Source organism: Schumannella luteola (genome assembly GCF_013408685.1).
Classification (GTDB): domain Bacteria; phylum Actinomycetota; class Actinomycetes; order Actinomycetales; family Microbacteriaceae; genus Schumannella; species Schumannella luteola.
Genome location: NZ_JACBZY010000001.1, coordinates 1,878,596 through 1,897,364 on the forward strand (window position 1 = coordinate 1,878,596; position 18,769 = coordinate 1,897,364).

The 18,769-nt window shown below is 72.1% G+C and carries 11 protein-coding genes; 8 read left to right on the forward strand and 3 right to left on the reverse strand.

Annotation, left to right across the window (positions count from 1 at the left end; all coding sequences use genetic code 11):
- Positions 1-63: 63 nt before the first annotated feature.
- Positions 64-3,369, reverse strand: a complete 3,306-nt coding sequence (locus BJ979_RS08365; protein ID WP_179566970.1) for a hypothetical protein — start codon at positions 3,367-3,369, stop codon at positions 64-66.
- Between the two features lie 331 nt (positions 3,370-3,700).
- On the opposite strand from BJ979_RS08365, the gene BJ979_RS08370 reads away from it, so the two are divergent.
- Together BJ979_RS08370 and BJ979_RS08375 are read left to right on the forward strand one after the other, a co-directional pair.
- Entirely contained in the window at positions 3,701-5,479 is a 1,779-nt protein-coding gene (locus BJ979_RS08370; RefSeq protein ID WP_179566972.1) for a DUF8094 domain-containing protein, read from the forward strand.
- Positions 5,476-6,405, forward strand: a complete 930-nt coding sequence (locus BJ979_RS08375; protein WP_179566974.1) for a co-chaperone YbbN — start codon at positions 5,476-5,478, stop codon at positions 6,403-6,405. Before BJ979_RS08370 ends, BJ979_RS08375 begins: the two co-directional genes overlap by 4 nt.
- A gap of 110 nt (positions 6,406-6,515) precedes the next feature.
- Here BJ979_RS08375 and glgB read toward each other — a convergent pair whose 3' ends face one another.
- Together glgB and BJ979_RS08385 are read right to left on the reverse strand one after the other, a co-directional pair.
- The gene (glgB, locus tag BJ979_RS08380) at positions 6,516-8,927 is read right to left on the reverse strand and encodes a 1,4-alpha-glucan branching protein GlgB (protein ID WP_425502506.1); all 2,412 of its coding nucleotides are present in this window, start codon (positions 8,925-8,927) and stop codon (positions 6,516-6,518) included.
- 65 nt (positions 8,928-8,992) lie between these two features.
- Positions 8,993-10,939, reverse strand: a complete 1,947-nt coding sequence (locus BJ979_RS08385; protein ID WP_343046776.1) for an alpha-1,4-glucan--maltose-1-phosphate maltosyltransferase — start codon at positions 10,937-10,939, stop codon at positions 8,993-8,995.
- Positions 10,940-11,617: 678 nt separating this feature from the next.
- Between BJ979_RS08385 and BJ979_RS08390 the strand changes: the two genes are divergently transcribed.
- The 6 genes from BJ979_RS08390 to glgP all read left to right on the forward strand — a co-directional run bounded on the left by BJ979_RS08390 (position 11,618) and on the right by glgP (position 18,758).
- Positions 11,618-12,211: an alternate-type signal peptide domain-containing protein gene (locus tag BJ979_RS08390; protein WP_179566979.1), complete on the forward strand. Its 594-nt coding sequence runs from the start codon at positions 11,618-11,620 to the stop codon at positions 12,209-12,211.
- Between the two features lie 131 nt (positions 12,212-12,342).
- Positions 12,343-13,158: a M73 family metallopeptidase gene (locus BJ979_RS08395; RefSeq protein WP_179566980.1), complete on the forward strand. Its 816-nt coding sequence runs from the start codon at positions 12,343-12,345 to the stop codon at positions 13,156-13,158.
- A complete protein-coding gene (locus tag BJ979_RS08400) occupies positions 13,155-14,561 on the forward strand; it encodes an RICIN domain-containing protein (protein WP_179566981.1) in 1,407 nt (468 codons plus the stop codon). The genes BJ979_RS08395 and BJ979_RS08400 overlap by 4 nt, the downstream gene beginning before the upstream one ends.
- 83 nt (positions 14,562-14,644) lie before the next feature.
- Entirely contained in the window at positions 14,645-15,463 is an 819-nt protein-coding gene (locus BJ979_RS08405; RefSeq protein WP_179566982.1) for a hypothetical protein, read from the forward strand.
- Positions 15,460-16,098, forward strand: coding sequence for a signal peptidase I (locus tag BJ979_RS08410; protein ID WP_179566983.1), 639 nt, complete (start codon positions 15,460-15,462; stop codon positions 16,096-16,098). The genes BJ979_RS08405 and BJ979_RS08410 overlap by 4 nt, the downstream gene beginning before the upstream one ends.
- Positions 16,099-16,184: 86 nt before the next feature.
- On the forward strand, positions 16,185-18,758 hold the full coding sequence (gene glgP, locus BJ979_RS08415; RefSeq protein WP_179566984.1) for an alpha-glucan family phosphorylase: 2,574 nt from the start codon (positions 16,185-16,187) through the stop codon (positions 18,756-18,758).
- Positions 18,759-18,769 lie beyond the last annotated feature (11 nt).

Genomic DNA, 18,769 nt, shown 5'->3' on the forward strand with positions numbered 1-18,769 from the left:
CAGCGGATCGAGCTTGTCAGCGCGGATGAGGCGCAGACCCCGCCTTTCGGCGGGGGTTCAGCTTCAGTCCGCGCTTCCGATCCTCTCAGCCTGGCCCAGCATCCCGCGCAGGTTCTCGAAGTAGCCGGCGACCGCGTCGCGCTCGATGCGGATCTTCTCGAGGCGCTCCTCGGCGTCGGCGAGCAGCTCGGCCGAGCGCGCCTCCGCCTCGGCGACGATCGCGGCGCTGCGCTTCTCGGCGTTCGCGAGGATCTCGGATGCGGTCGCGCGCGATTCGTCGAGACGCTTCTTCGACTCGCGGGTCGAGTCGGCCGTGACCTTCTCGGCGTCGGCGCGGGCGGCGGTCGCACGCTCGGCGGCCTCGGCCATCTGCGCGTTCGCCTCGTCGAGGTAGGTCTTGGTCGCGGCCGCGGCCGTCTGATGGGCCGTCTGGTACTCCTTCTCGGCCTCGTCGCGGCGGGCGGTCAGCTCGACCTCGAGGTCGGCGCGGGCCTGCTCGGCCTCGCGGGCGAGGAGTCCGCGCTGCTCGTCGGCCTCGTGCTCGACCTGGGCTCGCGTCGTGGCGCTCTCGGCGGCGAGCTGCTCGCGCTGGCGCGCGGTGTCGCGGTCGAGGTCGGCCCGCTCCTTGGCGATGTCCGACTCCAGCTTGGTGCGCACATCGGCGAGGTCGTGGTCGATCTCGGCACGGCCGGCGGCGATCTCGGACTCCAGCTCGGCGCGGCGGCCGGCGATCTCCGCCTCGAGGGTCTCGCGGGCGGCGGCGGCCTCGGCGTCGTAGGCGGCGCGTTCGGTCGAGAGGGCGGCGTCGTGCTTCTCGCGGGCGGTCGCGAGCTCCGACTCCACGGCGGCGCGCTGCGACGCGAGCTCGCGCTCGAGCTCGGTGCGTGCGTGCGTCAGCTCGGCGTCGAGGGTGCTGCGGGCCTGCGTGGTCTCGGCCTCGAGCGTGGCGCGCTCGCGATCGACGTCGGCGGTGAGCGCGGCACGGGCGTCGGCGACCTCGGTCTCGAGCGCGGAGCGGGTCTCGGCCTGCTCGGCCTCGAGCGCCGCGCGGGCGCGCTCCTGCTCGGCTTCGAGCTCGGCGCGGCCGGTGGCGACGTCGGCCTCGAGCTTGCGGCGGGTGCGGGTGTCCTCGCCCTTGAGCTTGGCGCGGCCGCTCGTGAGCTCCTTCTCGAGGGCGGCGCGGGCATCCCCGACCTCCTTCTCGAGGGCGGCCCGGGTCTCGGTGACCTCGCGGTCGAGGGCGGCACGGCCCTCGGCGTCGTCCTTCTCGAGCTGCGCGGTGACGCGGGCGACCCGCGCCTCGAGCTCGGCGCCGGTCGTGGTGACGTGCTCGTCGTGCGCGGCCGTGCTCTCGGCGATGAGCTTCTCGTGCGCGGCCGTGCTCTCGGCGAGGTGGCGGTCGTGCTTCGCCTGCGTCTCGGCGAGGTGCTTGTCGTGCGCCGACCGCGTCGTGGCGATGTGGTTGTCGTGCTCGGTGCGCGCCTGCTTGAGCTCCGTCTCCTGCGTGGTGCGGGCCTCGCTGAGCTCGTCGGCGAGCTCGGATCGGGCGGTCGTGAGCTCGGTGGCGAGCTCGGCGCGGGCAGCGCGCAGCTCGGTCTCGAGCTCGGCGCGGGCAGCGCGCAGCTCGGTCTCCAGCTCGGCGCGCGCGGTCTTCACCTCGGTGACGAGCTCGCTGCGCGTGCGCTCGACCTCGTCGCTCAGCTCGCGGCGCGCCTTCTCGACCTCGTCGGCGAGGGCCGCGCGGGTCGTGTCGACCTCGGTCGCGAGGCTCGACTGCGTGGTCGACACCTCGGTCGCGAGCGCGGCCTGCGTCGTGGTGACCTCGTTCTCGAGCTCGGTGCGGGCGCTCGTCACGTCGGCCTCGAGGGCCGCGCGGGTCGTGACGACCTCGTTCTCGAGCTGGATGCGGGTGATCTCGAGCTGGTTCGCGAGCTCGGCCGAGCGGGCCGAGATCTCGTTCTCGAGGGCCGTGCGGCGCGTGTCGATCTCGGTCTCGAGCTCGGCGCGGGCGCGGGTGACGTGGTCGTCGATCGCCGCGCGCTCGCGGGCGACGTAGGCGTCGGTCTCGTTCGTGTCCTGCGCGACGCGCGCCTCGATCGCCGCGGTCTTCTCGGCCACCTCGGCGTCGATCGCCGCACGGCGCTCGGCGATCTCGGCGTCGAGGGTGGCGCGGGTCTCCTTCTCGAGAGTCTCGACCTCGGCCGTGCGCCGGGTCACATCGGTGTCGAGCTGCGCCCGGGTCGAGCCGAGGTGCGAGTCGTGTGCGGCGCGCTCGCTCGCGATGGCGGCGTCGTGGTCGGCGCGCGCCTGGGCGAGCTCGCCCTCGAGCTCGGCGCGGCGCTGGCCGAGCTCGGAGTCGAAGGCCTCGCGCACCTGGGCGATCTCGTCGGCGACCTCGGCGCGGGCGGCGCGCAGCTCTTCGGCGAGGTCGGCGCGGGCCGTGCGCCGCTCGGCGTCGAGCGCCTCGCGGGCTGCGGCCGTGTCGCTGGCGAGAGCGGCGCGGGCCGTCGTCGTCTCCTGCTCGAGCGCGGCGCGCTGCTTCGCGGTCTCGGCGTCGAGCGCGGCCCACTTGGCGGTCGACTCGTTCTCGAGCGCCGCGCGGTCGTCGGCGAGCGTGCGCTCGTGGTCGGTGCGGCCCTGCTCGATCTCGTGGGCGAGGGCGGTGCGGGCCTGCTCGCTCTCGGCCGCGAACGACGTGCGCTCGCGCTCGGTGTCGCGGGCGAGGGCGGCCGCGGCGTCGCGGGCCTCGGCGGTCTCGCGCTGGGCGACGACGCGCAGCTCGGCGATCTCGCGCTCGGCCTCGGCGCGCAGGGCCGAGGCCTCGCGCTTGGCGGCGGCGCGGGCATCCGCCGACTCGGTCGCGACGGCGCCGCGGATGGATGCGGCCTCGCGGATGGCATCCTGCGTGGCCGACTCGGCGGCGACCCGGGCCGAGGTGCGCAGCTGCTCGGCCTCTTCCTGGGCGTCGTCGAGCAGACGGGTGGCGCGCTGCTCGGCCTCGGCGACCGTGCGGGTGGCGAGGGCCGCGCTGTCGTCGCGCAGCTTCTGCACCTCGGCGCCGACGCTGGAGCGCAGCTTCTCGGCGTCGATGTCGGCCTGGCTGATCAGGCGCGTCGCCTGCTCCTCGGCCGTGCGCAGCGTCGACTCGAGCTTCGTGCCGAGGCCGCTGTAGGTGGGGCTGCCGACCTCGTCGATCTCGGCCTGGAGGTCTTCGACGACCGCCTGCAGGCGCTTGACCTCCTTGGCGGACTCCGTCTTGTCGGTGTTCGCCTTGATCAGGTCGCGTCGGAGTGTTCCGACCGCCTTGTCGACCTCGTCTTTGCGGTATCCGCGCAGCTCGGTGCCGAATCCGGTGTCGTCTGCCGCCACTGTCAGCTCTCCTGTCGTCGGCCGCTGTCCGGCGAGCCGAAAGTCGATCGGACCGTGAAAGTCTAGTGAGACGGCGCAGCTGGGTTCTCCTCGCATCCGAGACGACCGGCGCGGCGAGTCCGCGCACGGGGCCGGCGGGCGTATGGAGGCTTCTCCCACGTCTCTGTCAGCCCGATCTTGGGCTCAGGGCTAGGCGACCGGTATCCTGGGTTGTCTTTGTCTGCTGCTTCGCCGCGCTCAGCGCGCGGATCTCCCTCCGCCGGACCGCCGGCGAACCCGTCGGGAGAGGGGCGGGCCACGAGCCGCCCCGCAGCACGAGAGGAGTTCATCCGTGAGATTCGTCCTCGCGATCGTGCTGTTCGTGTGCGCGCTCGCGTCGGCTGGCTATGGGATCGCGCAGCGCACCGTGCTCGCCGGTCCCGATCAGCTGACCGTGAAAGCCGAGGTGCGCTCCGACGCGCCGATCACCGTCATCAGCGGCAAGACGCTGAGCTCGGTGGGCGGTGCGCAGCAGCTGACCGTGAGCGGCGGTGACGAGGTCAACCTCGCCTACGGCCGCACCGCCGACGTCATGGCGTGGGTCGGCGAGAGCTCCTACAACACCGTGTCGTTCAACGCCGAGAAGAAGACCCTCGCAGGCAAGACGGTCGACGGCTCCGACTCGGATGCGATCCCCTCGGCAGTCGGCAGCGACCTCTGGCTCGACGAGAAGCGCGGCGAGTCGAGCGTCGACTGGCCGCTCAAGCTCTCGAGCGACTACTCGGTCATCGTGACCGGGGCGAAGGACGCGGCGGCGCCCGCCGATGTCAGCATCCGCTGGCCGCTCGACAACTCCGCGCCCTACTCGGGCCTGCTGATCCTCATCGGCATCGCGCTCCTCATCGCGGGCCTGCTCGCCTTCATCTGGGCTCTGGTGCACGCGCGTCGTCGCCGCGGACCCCGCCGCAAGCAGCCGAAGCTGCCGCGCGCCCCGCGTCCGAAGGCGATCACCGCGCGCTCGTCGCGAGCGCTGCCCGCCGGGCCGAGCGCCCCGCGCGGCGGCCGCCGCCGCGGCTTCGTCGTCGTTCCCGGCCTGCTGGTCGGCGCCCTGGCTCTCACGGGCTGCACGACCATCAACGGCCTCACCGGCGGCAGCGCCGGCTCGTCCTCCTCGCCGTCGCCGAGCAGCTCGGCCTCGGGCGCGGCGGCCGCGCCGACCAAGCCGGTCGCCGTGCTGCCCGCGCAGCTCGACAAGATCGTGGCCAGGGTCAGCGACTCCGTCGGCCGCGCCGACGCCGCCCTCGACGACACCCTCGCGGGCGACCGGCTCACCGGCCCGGCGCTGACGACGCGCACCGCGAGCTACAAGATCCGCAAGGCGGACGCCAACCAGACGGCCGAGCCGGCGATCCCCGCATCGAAGGTGCGGGTCGACCTGCCGCAGCAGAACGCCTCGTGGCCGCGCACCGTGTTCGCGGTGGTCGCCGATCCCGAGCAGCCGACCGTGGCGCCCATGTCGCTCATGCTCGTGCAGGAGTCGGCGCGCAGCCAGTACAAGGCCGAGTACGTCATCCCGCTCGAGGCGAATGCCAAGGTGCCCGACCTCGCGCCCGCCGACGTCGGCGCCTCGCGCGTCAAGTCGGACGTGAAGTACCTGAAGCTCGAACCCGGCAAGCTCGTCGACGCCTACGCCGCCATCCTGCTGCAGGACAACGCGGCGCCGGACTACGACCTGTTCGACGCCGACGGCGACGGGCTGCGCACCGCCCTCGGGGCGAGCTACAAGGCGCAGCGCAAGGCGAGCCTGCCGCCCTCGGCGACGATCGACTTCACCCACGCCCAGGGCGCGGGCGACACGATCGTGTTCGGCACCAACGACTCGGGCGCGATCGTCACCGTCGACCTCAACGACATCGAGACGGTCAAGCCCGCCGAGCAGGGCGCGGCGATCAACCCCGACGGTCGCGTGAAGCTGCTGTCGGGCGTCTCGCAGACCACGAAGGGCATCCAGTCGACCTACGACGTGCAGCTGCTCTTCTACGTGCCGCTCGCCTCCGATACCGACCCCCAGGCGAAGATCAAGCTCCTCGGCTTCTCGCAGGTGCTGTCTGACGCGAAGGAGCTGCCATGACCGACCCCCGTCTCGCCGCCGGAGCCAACCTCCGTGGCGCCGTCGACCTGAGCTCGCTGGTGAACCGCGCCGCCGACCCGGAGGGCGCCGCCAGCGCCGCCGCGGCCGCCGACGGCTCGCAGATCGTGTTCGAGACCGACGACACCGCCTTCGAGCAGGTGCTGCAGCTGTCGAACACCGTGCCGGTGATCATCGAGATCGTCGCCTCGGGGCTCGAGCCGGCGCTGCCCGCGCTCGTGCGCAGCTACGGCGGGCGCCTCGCCCTCGCCGTGGTCGACGGCAACCGCAGCCCCGGCATCGCGCAGGCGTTCCAGGCGCAGCAGGTGCCGACGGTCGGCGCGCTCGTCGCCGGCCGCCCGCTCGGCCTCTACGTGGGCGGCGTGAGCGATGCGGATGCGCGCCAGGTGCTCGACCAGGTGCTGCAGGCGGCGACGCAGGCCGGCGTGACCGGCCGCCTCGACGCCGGCGCCGGCGAGGAGGGCGACGAGCCGGCCGAGCCGGTCGAGGAGCCGCTGCCGCCACTGCACCAGGAGGCCTACGACGCGATCGGCGAGGGCGACTACGCCCGAGCGATCGCCGCCTACGAGAAGGCCATCACGCAGAACCCGCGCGACGCACAGGCCGTCGCCGGGCTCGCGCAGGTGTCGCTGCTCGATCGGCTGCAGGGGGCGGATGCGCAGCAGCTGCGATCGGCCGCCGCCGACGCGCCCGCCGATCTCGACGCGCAGCTCGCCGTCGCCGACCTGGATGTCAGCGGCGGCCACCTCGACGATGCCGCGGACCGACTGCTCGACCTCTTCCTCGACCAGGACCAGGCGGGCCGCGACCGCATCCGCGCCCGACTGCTGGAGTACTTCGAGATCGCCGGCCCCGACGACGCGCGCGTCGCCCGGGTGCGCGCGCGGCTCACCTCGCTGCTCTACTGAGCGCAGCGAGCGCGCTCGCCGCGCTCGCTGCTCGCGCACACGATCGAGGCCGGCATCCCGCGGGATGCCGGCCTCCGTCGTCTCAGCGCTGTCGCGCGGGCGCTGTTCGCTCAGCTCAGCTCGCGCGCTCCGCCCACTCCGAACTGCGGACTGGCGACCGGGGCGCTCGATGACGCCGTCGGCGTCGCCGCCGCGGGATCCTCGAGGGGAGCCGCTGCCGGCTCGGACTCGGCGGGCCGCGCCGGGGCGATCGGGGTGGCCTGCGGGCTGCCTGCATCCGCCGGGCCGGCGGCGTCGGAGGCACCCGCCGCGTCATCGATCGCCGCCACGCCCTCGGCCTCGTCCGGCTCGAAACGCAGCCAGAGGCCGGCGAGCGGCGGGATCGTCAGCTCGGCCGACGCCGGCTTGCCGTCCCACGGCTCGGCGACCGCGGTGACGGCGCCGAAGTTGCCGACGCCCGACCCGCCGAACTCCTCGGCATCCGTGTTGAGCACCTCGACCCAGCGGCCCGCCTGCGGCAGTCCCACCCGGTAGGAGCCCGCCGGGTTGCCGCCGAAGTTCACCAGACAGGCGAGCTGCGAGCCGTCGCGAGCGGTGCGCAGGAAGCCGAGCACATTCGCCTCCGGCGACGACGTGATCCAGTCGAGGCCGTCGGGGGAGGAGTCCTGCTGCCACAGCGCCGGCGTCTCGGCGTAGACCCGGTTGAGCTGCCCCACGAGCTTCAGCAGCCCCTGGTGCACCGGCTGGTCGAGGATCCACCAGTCGAGCCCGCGCTGCTCGCTCCACTCGCTCGGCTGACCGAACTCCGAGCCCATGAAGAGCAGCTGCTTGCCCGGATGCGACCACATGAACGCGAGGTACGCGCGCACGTTCGCGAGCTTCTGCCACTGATCGCCCGGCATCCGCCCCAGCAGCGAGCCCTTGCCGTGCACGACCTCGTCATGGCTGATCGGCAGCAGGAAGTTCTCGCTGAAGGCGTAGACGAAGCTGAAGGTGATCTCGCCGTGGTGGTGCGAGCGCCACATCGGGTTCTCGCCGATGTACGACAGCGTGTCGTGCATCCAGCCCATGTTCCACTTCAGCCCGAAGCCGAGGCCGCCCTGATCGCTGGGACGCGTGACGCCCGGATACGAGGTCGACTCCTCGGCGATCATCACGATGCCCGGGTTGCGCTTGTAGGCGGTCGCGTTGACCTCCTGCAGGAAGCTGATCGCCTCGAGGTTCTCGCGCCCGCCGTGGCGGTTCGGCAGCCACTGACCCTCCTCGCGGGAGTAGTCGAGGTAGAGCATGCTCGCGACCGCATCCACCCGCAGCCCGTCGACGTGGAACTCCTCCAGCCAGTAGAGCGCGTTGGCGACCAGGAAGTTGCGCACCTGCGAGTCGCCGTAGTTGAAGATCAGCGTGCCCCAGTCCATGTGCTCGCCGAGCCGGGGATCGGGGTGCTCGTAGACCGAGCGCCCGTCGAAGTTCGCGAGCGCCCACTCGTCTTTCGGGAAGTGGCCGGGCACCCAGTCCATGATCACGCCGATGCCGGCCTGGTGCAGGGCGTCGATGAGGTGCTTCAGGTCGTCGGGATGCCCGAAGCGCGAGGTCGGGGCGTAGTAGCCGGTGACCTGGTAGCCCCACGAGCCGCCGAAGGGATGCTCGGCGAGCGGCAGGAACTCGACGTGCGTGAAGCCGGTCTCGCGCACGTATTCGACCAGCTCGACCGCGGCGGCGCGGTAGTCGAGGCCGGGGCGCCAGGAGCCGAGATGCACCTCGTAGATGCTCATCGCGCCCTGGTGCGGGTCGGTCGCGGCGCGGGTGCGCATCCAGGCGTCGTCCTGCCAGGCGTAGATGGTGTCGCCGATCTTCGACGCGGTCGACGGCGGCACCTCGGTGTAGCGCGCCATCGGATCGGCGCGGGTGACCCAGTGGCCGTCGGGCGTGAGGATCTCGAACTTGTAGTTGTCGCCGGCGCCGAGACCGGGCACGAAGAGCTCCCAGACGCCCTGGTCGCTCAGTCGGCGCAGCGTGTGGCCGGCGCCGACCCAGCGGTTGAAGTCGCCGACGACGCGCACGGCCTGCGCGTGCGGCGCCCAGACCGAGAACGAGGTGCCGTCGACGCCCTCGTGCGGGCGGTGGTGGGCGCCGAGCCAGTGCCAGAGCTGCTCGCTGCGGCCCTCGCCGAAGAGGTAGAGGTCGATCTCGCCGACGCTCGGCACGAAGCGGTAGGGGTCGCCGCTCGTCCACGAGGGCCCGTCGGCGTAGTCGGCGCGCACCTCGTACGCCTGCCCCTCGCCGAGAGCGAAGCCGTGCCAGAGGCCGTCCTGCACGTGGCCCAGCGGCACCTCGCTGCCGTCGGCGCGCACGACCGTCACGGCCTGCGCGAGCGGGCGGATGACGCGGATGACCCACCCGCCCTCGACCCGGTGCGCCCCGAGGGCGTCGTGCGGGTGCGGGTGCCGGCCCTCGACGAGCGACAGGATGTGATCGGGGTGCAGCTCGGGCAGAGCGCCCGCCGCGGTCGGCGGCGCCGACACCGGCTCGGGTGCGGCGTGACCGGTGGCGGCGCTCGGGATGGTCGGTGTGTCGTCGTGCTCGGTCATCAGACGCCTCTCGGGTACTCGATCGCGAGGATGTGCACGGGTTCCGTGAACGCATCCAGTCGCACGTAGTTCTCCGCGCCCCACGTCCAGCGCTGGCCCGTGACGAGGTCGCGCACGCCGAACTCCGCATCCTCGTCGAGCCCGAGGGCCGCGAGGTCGAGGTAGACCATGCCCTCGCGCACCGAGTGCGGGTCGACGTTCGCGACCACGATGACGCCGTCGCGGCGACCGGAGCGCACGAACTCGGACTCGATCGTCTTGCTGTAGACCAGCAGCGCGTCGTCGCTCGACCAGTGCACGCGCAGGTTGCGCAGCTGACGCAGCGCCGGGTGCTCGCGGCGCGCCTGGTTGAGCAGCGTGAGGTACGGCGCCAGCGAGCGGTTCTCGCGCTCGGCGGCGGCCCAGTCGCGGGGCTTGTACTCGTACTTCTCGTTGTCGATGTTCTCTTCGCTGCCCGGGCGGGCGACATCCTCGAACAGCTCGTAGCCCGAGTAGACGCCCCAGAGCGGCCCGCCCGTGGCGGCCAGCGCGGCGCGGATCTTGTACGCGGCCGGCCCGCCGAACTGCAGGTACTCGGTGAGGATGTCCGGGGTGTTGACGAAGAGGTTCGGCCGCATCCACGCGCTCGTCTCGGTCGAGACCGAGCCGAGGAACTCCTCGAGCTCCTCCTTCGTGTTGCGCCAGGTGAAGTAGCTGTAGCTCTGCTGGAATCCGGCGCCGGCCAGCGAGCGCATCATCGCCGGGCGGGTGAACGCCTCGGCGAGGAACACGACCTCGGGGTGGCGCTCGTAGATGACGCCGAGCAGCCACTCCCAGAAGTCGAGCGGCTTCGTGTGCGGGTTGTCGACGCGGAAGATCGTGACGCCCTGCTCGATCCAGTGCTCGACGATGCGCAGCACCTCGGCGCGGATGCCCTCCGGATCGTTGTCGAAGTTGACCGGGTAGATGTCCTGGTACTTCTTCGGCGGGTTCTCGGCGTAGGCGATCGAGCCGTCGGGACGCGTGGTGAACCACTCGGGATGCGCCTCGACCCACGGGTGGTCGGGCGCCGCCTGCAGGGCCAGGTCGATCGCGAGCTCGAGGCCGTTCTTCTTCGCCTGGCCGAGGAACCAGCGGAAGTCGGCGAGCGTGCCGAGGTCGGGGTGCACGGCGTCGTGCCCGCCCTCGGCGGCCCCGATCGCCCAGGGGCTGCCCGGGTCGTGCGGCCCGGCGACGGTGGAATTGTTCGGACCCTTGCGGAAGACGCGTCCGATGGGGTGGATGGGCGGCAGGTAGACGACGTCGAAGCCCATGGCCGCGATCGCCGGCAGGCGGCGGGCGGCGGTGCGGAACGTGCCGCTCTGCCACGAGCCGTCTTTGCGCTGCTTCGCGCCCTCGGAGCGGGGGAAGAACTCGTACCAGCTGCCGACGCCGGCGCGTTCGCGCTCGACGCGCAGGGTGAGCGTCGCGCTCTCGGTGGTGAGCGAGGCAACCGGTTCGGCGTCGATCTCGCGGCTCAGCCGCGGGTCGTGCGCGACCTTGAGCCGCGTCTCGCCGGGGGAGGAGGTGTCGAGGAAGGCGGCGCGCGCCTCCTTGTAGACCTTGCCCTTGCGGCCCTCGAGCAGCTGGGCGCCCATCGCGAAGACGAGATCGACATCCTGATCGACCTCGACCTTGATGTCGGCGGTGTGCAGCCAGGTGGCCCAGTCGTCGCTGGAGGCGCGCACGCGCCAGGTCCAGTCGCCGAGCTGGTCGAGCTGCGCCTCGGCGCTCCAGCGGTCGCTGCCGGCGGCTCCGAGTGCCAGGGGGCGGGTCGTGGTCGTGCCGTCGGGCGCGGTGAGCACGAGGTCGACCCTGAGCAGGCCGTGCCCCTCGCGGAAGACGGTCGCCGCGAACGGGACCACCTCGCCGGCGAAGGCCTTCGCATCCCAGCGGCCCTCGGGCTGCGCCGGGGAGAGGTCGCGGATGGGGATGCGGCCGATGCGCGCGGCGCGCGACGGCAGGGCGTCGGCGAATGCGGGAGAGGCCGGAGCGCTCACGGGCGCAGCTGCGGGCGGTGCGGGATCAGGCGCCGGGGCGGAGCTCGGCGTCGCGGTCGAGGGGCGCTGGTTTCGCGGGGTGGTCGCCACGTTCCGACCGTAGCGCGCAGGTGCGTCGCTGTCGCGGGGGACTCAGAGCACAGCCAGGAGCCGAGTGGATGGGGGACGATCTGTCGGCGCGGGGTACGCGTGGGGTACACGGATTCGTACCCCGAACTGCAGGTCAGCCCGCATGTGCCCGGTTGTGTTGTAACCCGAAATCGCAACTGATTTCGTGCGAGAAGTCGTCAGTTTCACGTAAAACCCCGATCAGATCCCGTCGTCGGGGTTTGTACCCCATCCGGCGATACCCCGCCCCTCTACTGGGGACAGCCGCGAGCTTGTCCGCATTAGAGGGGACTGTCTACTGTTTGTTTCACGGAGGCAATGATCCGCGCGCCGCACCGGGGGGACCGGACGACGCACTGCCTCCGAACTCGAAGACCCGAATCTCTCCACACCCGAATCTCACGAGGCGCCCGACCTCGGCGACGGCCCGAACCGTCGCTTCTCCGTCGTGCCCGCGTGCTCGTCGGCGGCCCGAATCCGCCACGGAAGGACACGACAATGAACAAGCTCACCAAGGGCGCCATCGCCGGCGCCGCCGGCATCGTCCTCCTCATGGGCGGCGCGGGCTCGCTCGCCTACTGGACCGGCACCGCCGACCTCGGCAACGCCCAGACGATCACCGCCGGCCAGCTCAAGGCCGCCGCCGGAACCACCGGCACCTGGCTCGTCAACAACGCTGCCGTCCCGGCCGCGTACAAGATCGTCCCCGGCGACCAGCTCACCTACTCGCAGAACGTCACGGTCGACGCCTCCGGCAGCAACCTGAAGTTCCAGGTGTCGCTCGCCAACGGCGCCATCACCGCCGACACGGCCAACGCCAACAGCACCGCGAGCAGCAACCTCGTCGGCCGTCTGCAGAAGGCGGCGGCGTTCACCGTCTCCGGCTCGAACGTCACGCTCGTCAGCGGCACGACCGACACCTACAAGGTCGCGACCGCCGGCAGCACGACCGTCGCGGTCTCGGTCACGATCACCTGGACGAACAGCTTCAACGACGCCCTCACCTCGGCCAACGTCACGGCCGACAACAACGCTCAGCTCGGCGGCGTCAAGCTCGCCAACTACGCGCTGAACGTCACTCAGGTCGCGTAACACCTCGCGGGTCCGCGCGCCTCGTCGTCGCGGACCCGCGCCCTCCCGCCGGGCTCGACCCGGCATCCACCGACCGGAACCCGAACCGGTCGGTTCCCGCCCACAGCACACTCGACCCGAACGAGGAAGCCATGAGCAGCATGTCTCGCGCCCTGCGCCGCAGCACGACGTCCGCGTCGCGCTCGCGCCGCAACGCGACTCTGCTCGCGGTCGTGCTGCTGGGCGCCGGACTCGGAATCGGCGTCGCCACAGTCCGTCGCACCACGACGGCGCAGCCGGCGACGCCGATTCGACTGCGAGGCACGGCCTCCGCACGTCCGGTCGGGCTCGCCACGCTGCGCGATTCCGCGGCGTCGCCGCTTGCTGTGCGCGCTCTCGCGCTCGGCCGACGCGGCGCTCGGGGAGCAGCGCGCGCTGCGGCGCGAACCTCGATCCGCGGAGTGCTCGCCTCGGCCGCGGCCATCGGCGTCGCCGTCGTCGCCGTCTCGACCGGAGTCGGCGGCACCTACGCCTTCATCAACGCCCAGGCGCCGGCGTCGAACGGGCTGACGATCACCGCCGGGGCTCCCGCCCTCAAGGTCACCGGATCGACCGGGACGAACGTCATCCCGGCGAGCACCTGGACCAACCTCCTCCCCGGTGACAGCGGACGGCAGGCCATCACCATCAGCAACACGGGCGACGCGCCCATGAAGCTCTCCGCCAAGGTCGCGGGCGCGACGCCCTACACGGTCGGCGTCATCTACAACGCGACCTGCGCCTCCACCGCCACGCCGATCACTCTCGGGGCGACCTCGGCCTCGCTGAGCGCCGCCTCGCTCGCGAAGAACGGCGGCTCCGTCACCGCGTGCGTCGTCGTGACCGTGCCCGCCAATGCCGCGTCGAGCACCCAGGCGGCCGCCAACGTCTTCACCCTCACCATCGACGCCGCGCAGGCCGCATCATGATCCGCACCCGACTCGTCGGCGCGCTGCGCGCCCACGGAGGTCGACCGCTCAAGCACGGCATCGTCGCCGGGCTGGTCGTCGCCCTGCTCGCCGCCGGCACCGGCGCCAGTTACGCCTACTGGAGCGTCTCGGCCACGGCGACGAGCACGCCGACCATCGCGAAGCTCGTCGTCACGCCGACTGGCTTCGGCACGATCTCGCTGGGAAACGAGAACGTGAGCGCCGCCGGATCGACCAGCCTCGTGCAGACCAGCTCGGTGCAGATCAAGAACGACACGGTGACCTCGAGCGTCCAGGCGATGCCGCTGAGCGTGCGCTTCTCGTCGAGCGAGACCAGCGGTCTCGCCGCAGCCGCGGTGGTGCGCGCCTGGCCGGTCGCCTCGCTGGCCGCCTGCACGACCGCCACCGCCGTCCCCGCCGGCACCGCTTCGGCGACCTGGGCTGCCGGTGTGACCGTCACCGCATCCGATCTCGACGCCGGGGTCAGCGCTTTCTACTGCATCCGCACCACCGTCGACCGCGCCAGCGCCACGGCCGCGAACGGCGCGCTCAGCTTCACCCCGCGCGCCGCCGCCACGCTGACCGCGGGCAGCGCTTTCACGGTGACCACGACCGCCACCAGCACCGGCAGCACGACGCGCATCTACCCGACTGCCACGTCGATCAGCAACTCCTACTGGCAGAAGGTCGTCGTCAACTCGATGTGCCTCGACGTCTCGAACAGCGGCACCGGCAGCGGCACCGCAGTCATCCCGTGGAGCGACTGCCATGGCGGCACGAACCAGCAGTGGCAGTTCATCCCCGACAGCACCAACCCGGGCTACGTGGAGATCAAGCCGCGCAACGCGACCGCTCTGCGCATCGACAACAACGGCACCCTGACCTCCGGAACGGGCGTCACCGTGACTACCGACGGCTCGGTCGCCGCCGATCGTCAGCTGTGGCAGGTGCAGGTCGTCAACGGCGGCTCGAGCTACCAGATCGTCAGCAAGTACAGCGGCATGTGCCTGACCGCCCCCGGCGGCTCGGGCGGCCAGATGACCCAGGCTCCGTGCGCCGGCGGCGCCACCCAGACCTTCGCGATCACGCAGCTGACGCGCGTGCAGTTCCCGACGCCGACCTGCTCGATCCCCACCGGCCGTCAGTCGCTCGTCTTCGCCTGGAGCGAGGCCGGCACCGGTCCGTACACGATCCAGGGCTGGACCGGCTCGATGTGGTACACCGCCGACAGCTCCAGCAACGCCAACGCGACCCAGCTCACGGTGCCCAACCGCAGCTACCCGAACGGCACCTACGCCTTCCGGATCCTCGACGGCACCGACGTCGTCGTCGCCACCGGCACGGTCGTCGTCAACAACGGCGGATTCAGCAGCTGCACCGCGCAAGCGGCGGTCGCCTCGTGATCGCCGCACGACGACCGGTCCTGGCGACCGTCGTCGCCTCCCTGCTCGCGGCGGCTGCGGCCCTGGGGGGAGTCGCAGCCGCCGTGTCTCCCGCGTACGCGGAGAGCAGCGGCATCGAGCTGAGCACCGACGGAACCTACTTCGCCCGCACCCTCACGACGCCGCTGTTCGACCCGTCGGCGGCGATGATCCCCGGCAGCTCGCAGTCGAACTCGTTCTGGGTGCGCAACGCCTCGGGCGCTCCCGCCTACCTGCGGGTGTCGATCGCGAACGTCCACAGCACCGACGTCGACCTCGCGAACGCGCTGACCGTCTCGGCCAGCACCAGTGGCGACAGCGGCAGCCGCGTCGCGATCTCCGAGGCCGCGCCCTGCGCCGTGCTGACCGAGGGGCAGGTGATCCCGAGCGGCGGCACGCTGCGCGTCTCGGCCGTCGCCGCGCTCGGCGACCTGCAGGGCCAGGCCGGCCAGGGAGGATCGGCGGACTTCCGGATGCTCGTCAACCTGTCGAGCGTCAACCTCGCCGGCGGCGACCGCTACGCCTGCCTCGCCGACAGCGGCGAGGTGCCCGGCTTCTACACCGGCTCCCGCACCACCGCGGGCGGCACCCGCTCGGCCGGCCAGGGCGACCTCGTGGCGACCGGCGGCGCCGACGTCCCCGCCGCGGTGACCCCGAGCGACAGCGTGCCGATCGCCGGCGGATCCAGCTCCGACGACGAGGACCACCTTCTCGCCGCGGCCTGGAACTCGGCCGACCTCGACCAGTGGTGGATCGTCCTCCTCTGGATCGGCGCCGCCCTCCTCGGCGGACTCGCGGTGCTCGGCCGCGACCGACTCCGCCGCACCTCTTCTTCGGCCACCACCACGACCTCGGGAACCCCCGAGAACGGAGCAGCGTCATGAGCGCCATCGCCAGCACCACCGCATCCGCCGGTCTCGGCGACCTGGCCTCGAAGCCGACTCGCGCCGTTGCCGCCAAACCCGAGAAGCGCCGCGGCCCGCTGCACTATGTCGGCGTGACCATCAGCGCCGCCCTGCTGCTGTTCGTGGCGATCGTCGCCCTGCTCGTCGTCGCGATCCCCGCGGCGACCGGGTCGACGCCGTACACGGTGCTGACCTCGTCGATGGAGCCGAAGTACCCCGCCGGCACGCTCGTCGTGATCAAGCCCGTCGCCGCCGAGAACGTGCAGGTCGGCGACGTGATCACCTACCAGCTGCACTCGGGCGAGCCCGAGGTCGTGACGCACCGCGTGATCGCGATCGACAACCCGATCGGCGGCGAGCGCACCTTCACCACGAAGGGCGACAACAATGACATCGCCGACGCCGCGCCCGTGCGCGAGGTGCAGGTGCGCGGTGAGCTCTGGTACGCCGTGCCGCTGATCGGCTGGGTCAACAACGTGATCAACGGCGGCACCCGCGCCGTCATCATCCCGATCGCCGCCGTCGTGCTCTTCGGCTACGCCGGGTGGATGTTCGTGGGCTCGGTGCTCGACCGTCGCCGTCGTCGTCGCGAGGCCCAGGCCGGGCAGGCCTGAGCCGCACCGGCGGCTCGAGCGGAATCGCGCTCCCCGGTCGCCCCCGCGTCGGAGGCACGCAACCGCCTGCCCCTAGGCTGTCGCGGGTGAAGGCCATCCGTCGATTCACCGTCCGCGCCGTCCTCCCCGCTCAGCTCTCCGCTCTCGACGAGCTCGCCGCCAACCTGCGGTGGTCGTGGCACGAGCCCACGCAACGGCTGTTCCGCGACATCGCGCCTCAGCTCTGGGATCGTCAGCACCGCGACAGTCAGGGCCACGACCCCATCGCCCTGCTCGGCGAGGTCGCACCCGAACGGCTCGACGAGCTGGCCTCCGACGGCGAGTTCACCGCCCGCGCCGAGGCGCTGCGCGACGATCTGCGCCGTTACCTGGGCGAGCCGCGCTGGTACCAGTCGCTCGAGGGCGCGACGCCCGACACGATCGCCTACTTCTCGCCCGAGTTCGGCATCGCCGCCGCGCTGCCGCAGTACTCGGGCGGTCTCGGCATCCTCGCCGGCGACCACCTCAAGAGCGCCTCCGACCTCGGCGTGCCGATCGTCGGCGTCGGGCTCTTTTACCGCGCCGGCTACTTCCGTCAGTCGATCTCGCGCGACGGCTGGCAGCAGGAGTCGTACCCGGTGCTCGACCCCGACGGGCTGCCGATGCGCGTGCTGCGCAACCCCGACGGCTCGGCCGCGCAGGTCACGCTCGCGCTGCCCGAGGGCCGCGCGCTGGTGGCCCGCATCTGGAAGCTCGACGTCGGCCGCGTTCCCCTGCTGCTGCTCGACACCGACATCCCCGACAACGACGAGAGCCTGCGCGGCGTCACCGACCGCCTCTACGGCGGCGGCGGCGAGCACCGTCTGCTGCAGGAGCTGCTGCTCGGCATCGGCGGCTCGCGGGCCGTCAAGCTCTTCACCGGGCTGACCGGGCGCGCCCCGGCCGAGGTGTTCCACACCAACGAGGGCCACGCTGGATTCCAGGGTCTCGACCGCATCAACGACCTCGTGTCGCAGGGCCTCGCCTTCTCCGAGGCGCTGCGCGCCGTGCGCGCGGGCACCGTGTTCACGACCCACACGCCGGTTCCGGCCGGCATCGACCGCTTCGAGGCGGGCCTCGTCGCGCGGTACTTCTCCACCGATCTGCTGCCCGGCGTCGACGTCGCCGATGTGCTCGCGCTCGGCGCCGAGGACTATGCCGGCGGCACCGCCGACACCTTCAACATGGCCGTCATGGGCCTGCGTCTCGCTCAGCGCGCCAACGGCGTCTCGAAGCTGCACGGCGAGGTGTCGCGGGGGATGTTCGGCGCGCTCTGGCCGGGATTCGACGCGGATGACGTGCCGATCGGCTCGGTCACGAACGGCGTGCACGCCCCCACCTGGACCGACCAGCGCGTGCGCGACCTCGCCGCCGAGACCTTCGGCGACGACGACAGCACCCGCGTCGACTGGAGCGACGAGCAGCGACTCGGCGGCGCCGCGATCTGGAACCTGCGGCGTGACCTGCGCGAGCAGCTCGTCGACGACGCCCGCGCACGGGTCGGCGCCGCCTGGGACGAGGAGAACCCGGGCATCGGCCGGCCGGTCTGGCACCGCTCGCTGCTCGACCCCGACGTGCTCACGATCGGCTTCGCCCGCCGCGTGCCCACCTACAAGCGCCTCACGCTCATGCTCCACGACCCGGAGCGCCTGCGCGCGCTGCTCACGCACCCCGAGCGTCCCGTGCAGCTGGTCATCGCCGGCAAGTCGCATCCCGCCGACGACGAGGGCAAGCGCCTCATCCAGCGTCTCGTCGACTTCAGCCGCGAGGCCGATGTGCGCGAGCGGATCGTGTTCCTGCCGAACTACGACATCGCGATGGCGCAGAAGCTCTACCCGGGCACCGACATCTGGCTGAACAACCCGCTGCGCCCGCTCGAGGCGTGCGGCACCTCGGGCATGAAGGCGGCGCTCAACGGCTCGCTCAACCTGTCGATCCTCGACGGCTGGTGGAACGAGTACTACGACGACCGCAACGGCTGGGCGATCCCCTCCGCCGACAGCGCGGGGGATGCGGCCGAGCGCGACGCCCTCGAGGCCGCCGCGATGTACGACCTGATCGAGCACCAGATCGCCCCGCGCTTCTACGAGCGCGACGGCGCCGGGGTCCCGCAGAAGTGGGTCTCCGACATCCGCCACACCCTCGCGACCCTGTCGCCCGAGCTCTCGGCCGATCGGATGCTGCGGCAGTACGTCGAGGGGCTCTACCTTCCGGCCGCGCGTGCCGAGCGCACGATCGCCGACACCCGCTACCGACCGGCGCGCGAGCTCGCCGCCTGGACCGCGCGCGTCACCGAGGCGTGGCCGCAGGTGCACGTCGCCCACGTCGAGTCGGGCGGGGTGGATGCGACGCCCCAGGTCGGCGAGGAACTGCAGGTGCGCGCCTTCGTCGAGCTCGGCGAGCTGACCGCCGACGACGTGGCGGTCGAACTCGTGCACGGCCGGGCCCGAGAGGGCGACCAGCTCGGCGACGTCGAGCGGGTGCCGCTCGAGTTCGTCGCGCACGAGCTCGGCTCGCCGGCGACCTACACGGGCACGGTCCGGTTCACCCGGGCGGGATCGTTCGGCTACACGGTTCGGGTCGTGCCGCGGCACGCGCTGCTCGCCTCGCCGGCGGAGCTGGGGCTCGTCGCGGTCGCCTGAGCGCGCTCGGG

Excerpts from the sequence above, each read along its gene's own strand:
- BJ979_RS08375 (WP_179566974.1), top strand. The coding sequence starts at position 5,476 with ATGACCGACCCCCGTCTCGCCGCCGGAGCCAACCTCCGTGGCGCCGTC.
- BJ979_RS08390 (WP_179566979.1), top strand. The coding sequence starts at position 11,618 with ATGAACAAGCTCACCAAGGGCGCCATCGCCGGCGCCGCCGGCATCGTC.
- BJ979_RS08395 (WP_179566980.1), top strand. The coding sequence starts at position 12,343 with ATGAGCAGCATGTCTCGCGCCCTGCGCCGCAGCACGACGTCCGCGTCG.
- BJ979_RS08400 (WP_179566981.1), top strand. The coding sequence starts at position 13,155 with ATGATCCGCACCCGACTCGTCGGCGCGCTGCGCGCCCACGGAGGTCGA.
- BJ979_RS08410 (WP_179566983.1), top strand. The coding sequence starts at position 15,460 with ATGAGCGCCATCGCCAGCACCACCGCATCCGCCGGTCTCGGCGACCTG.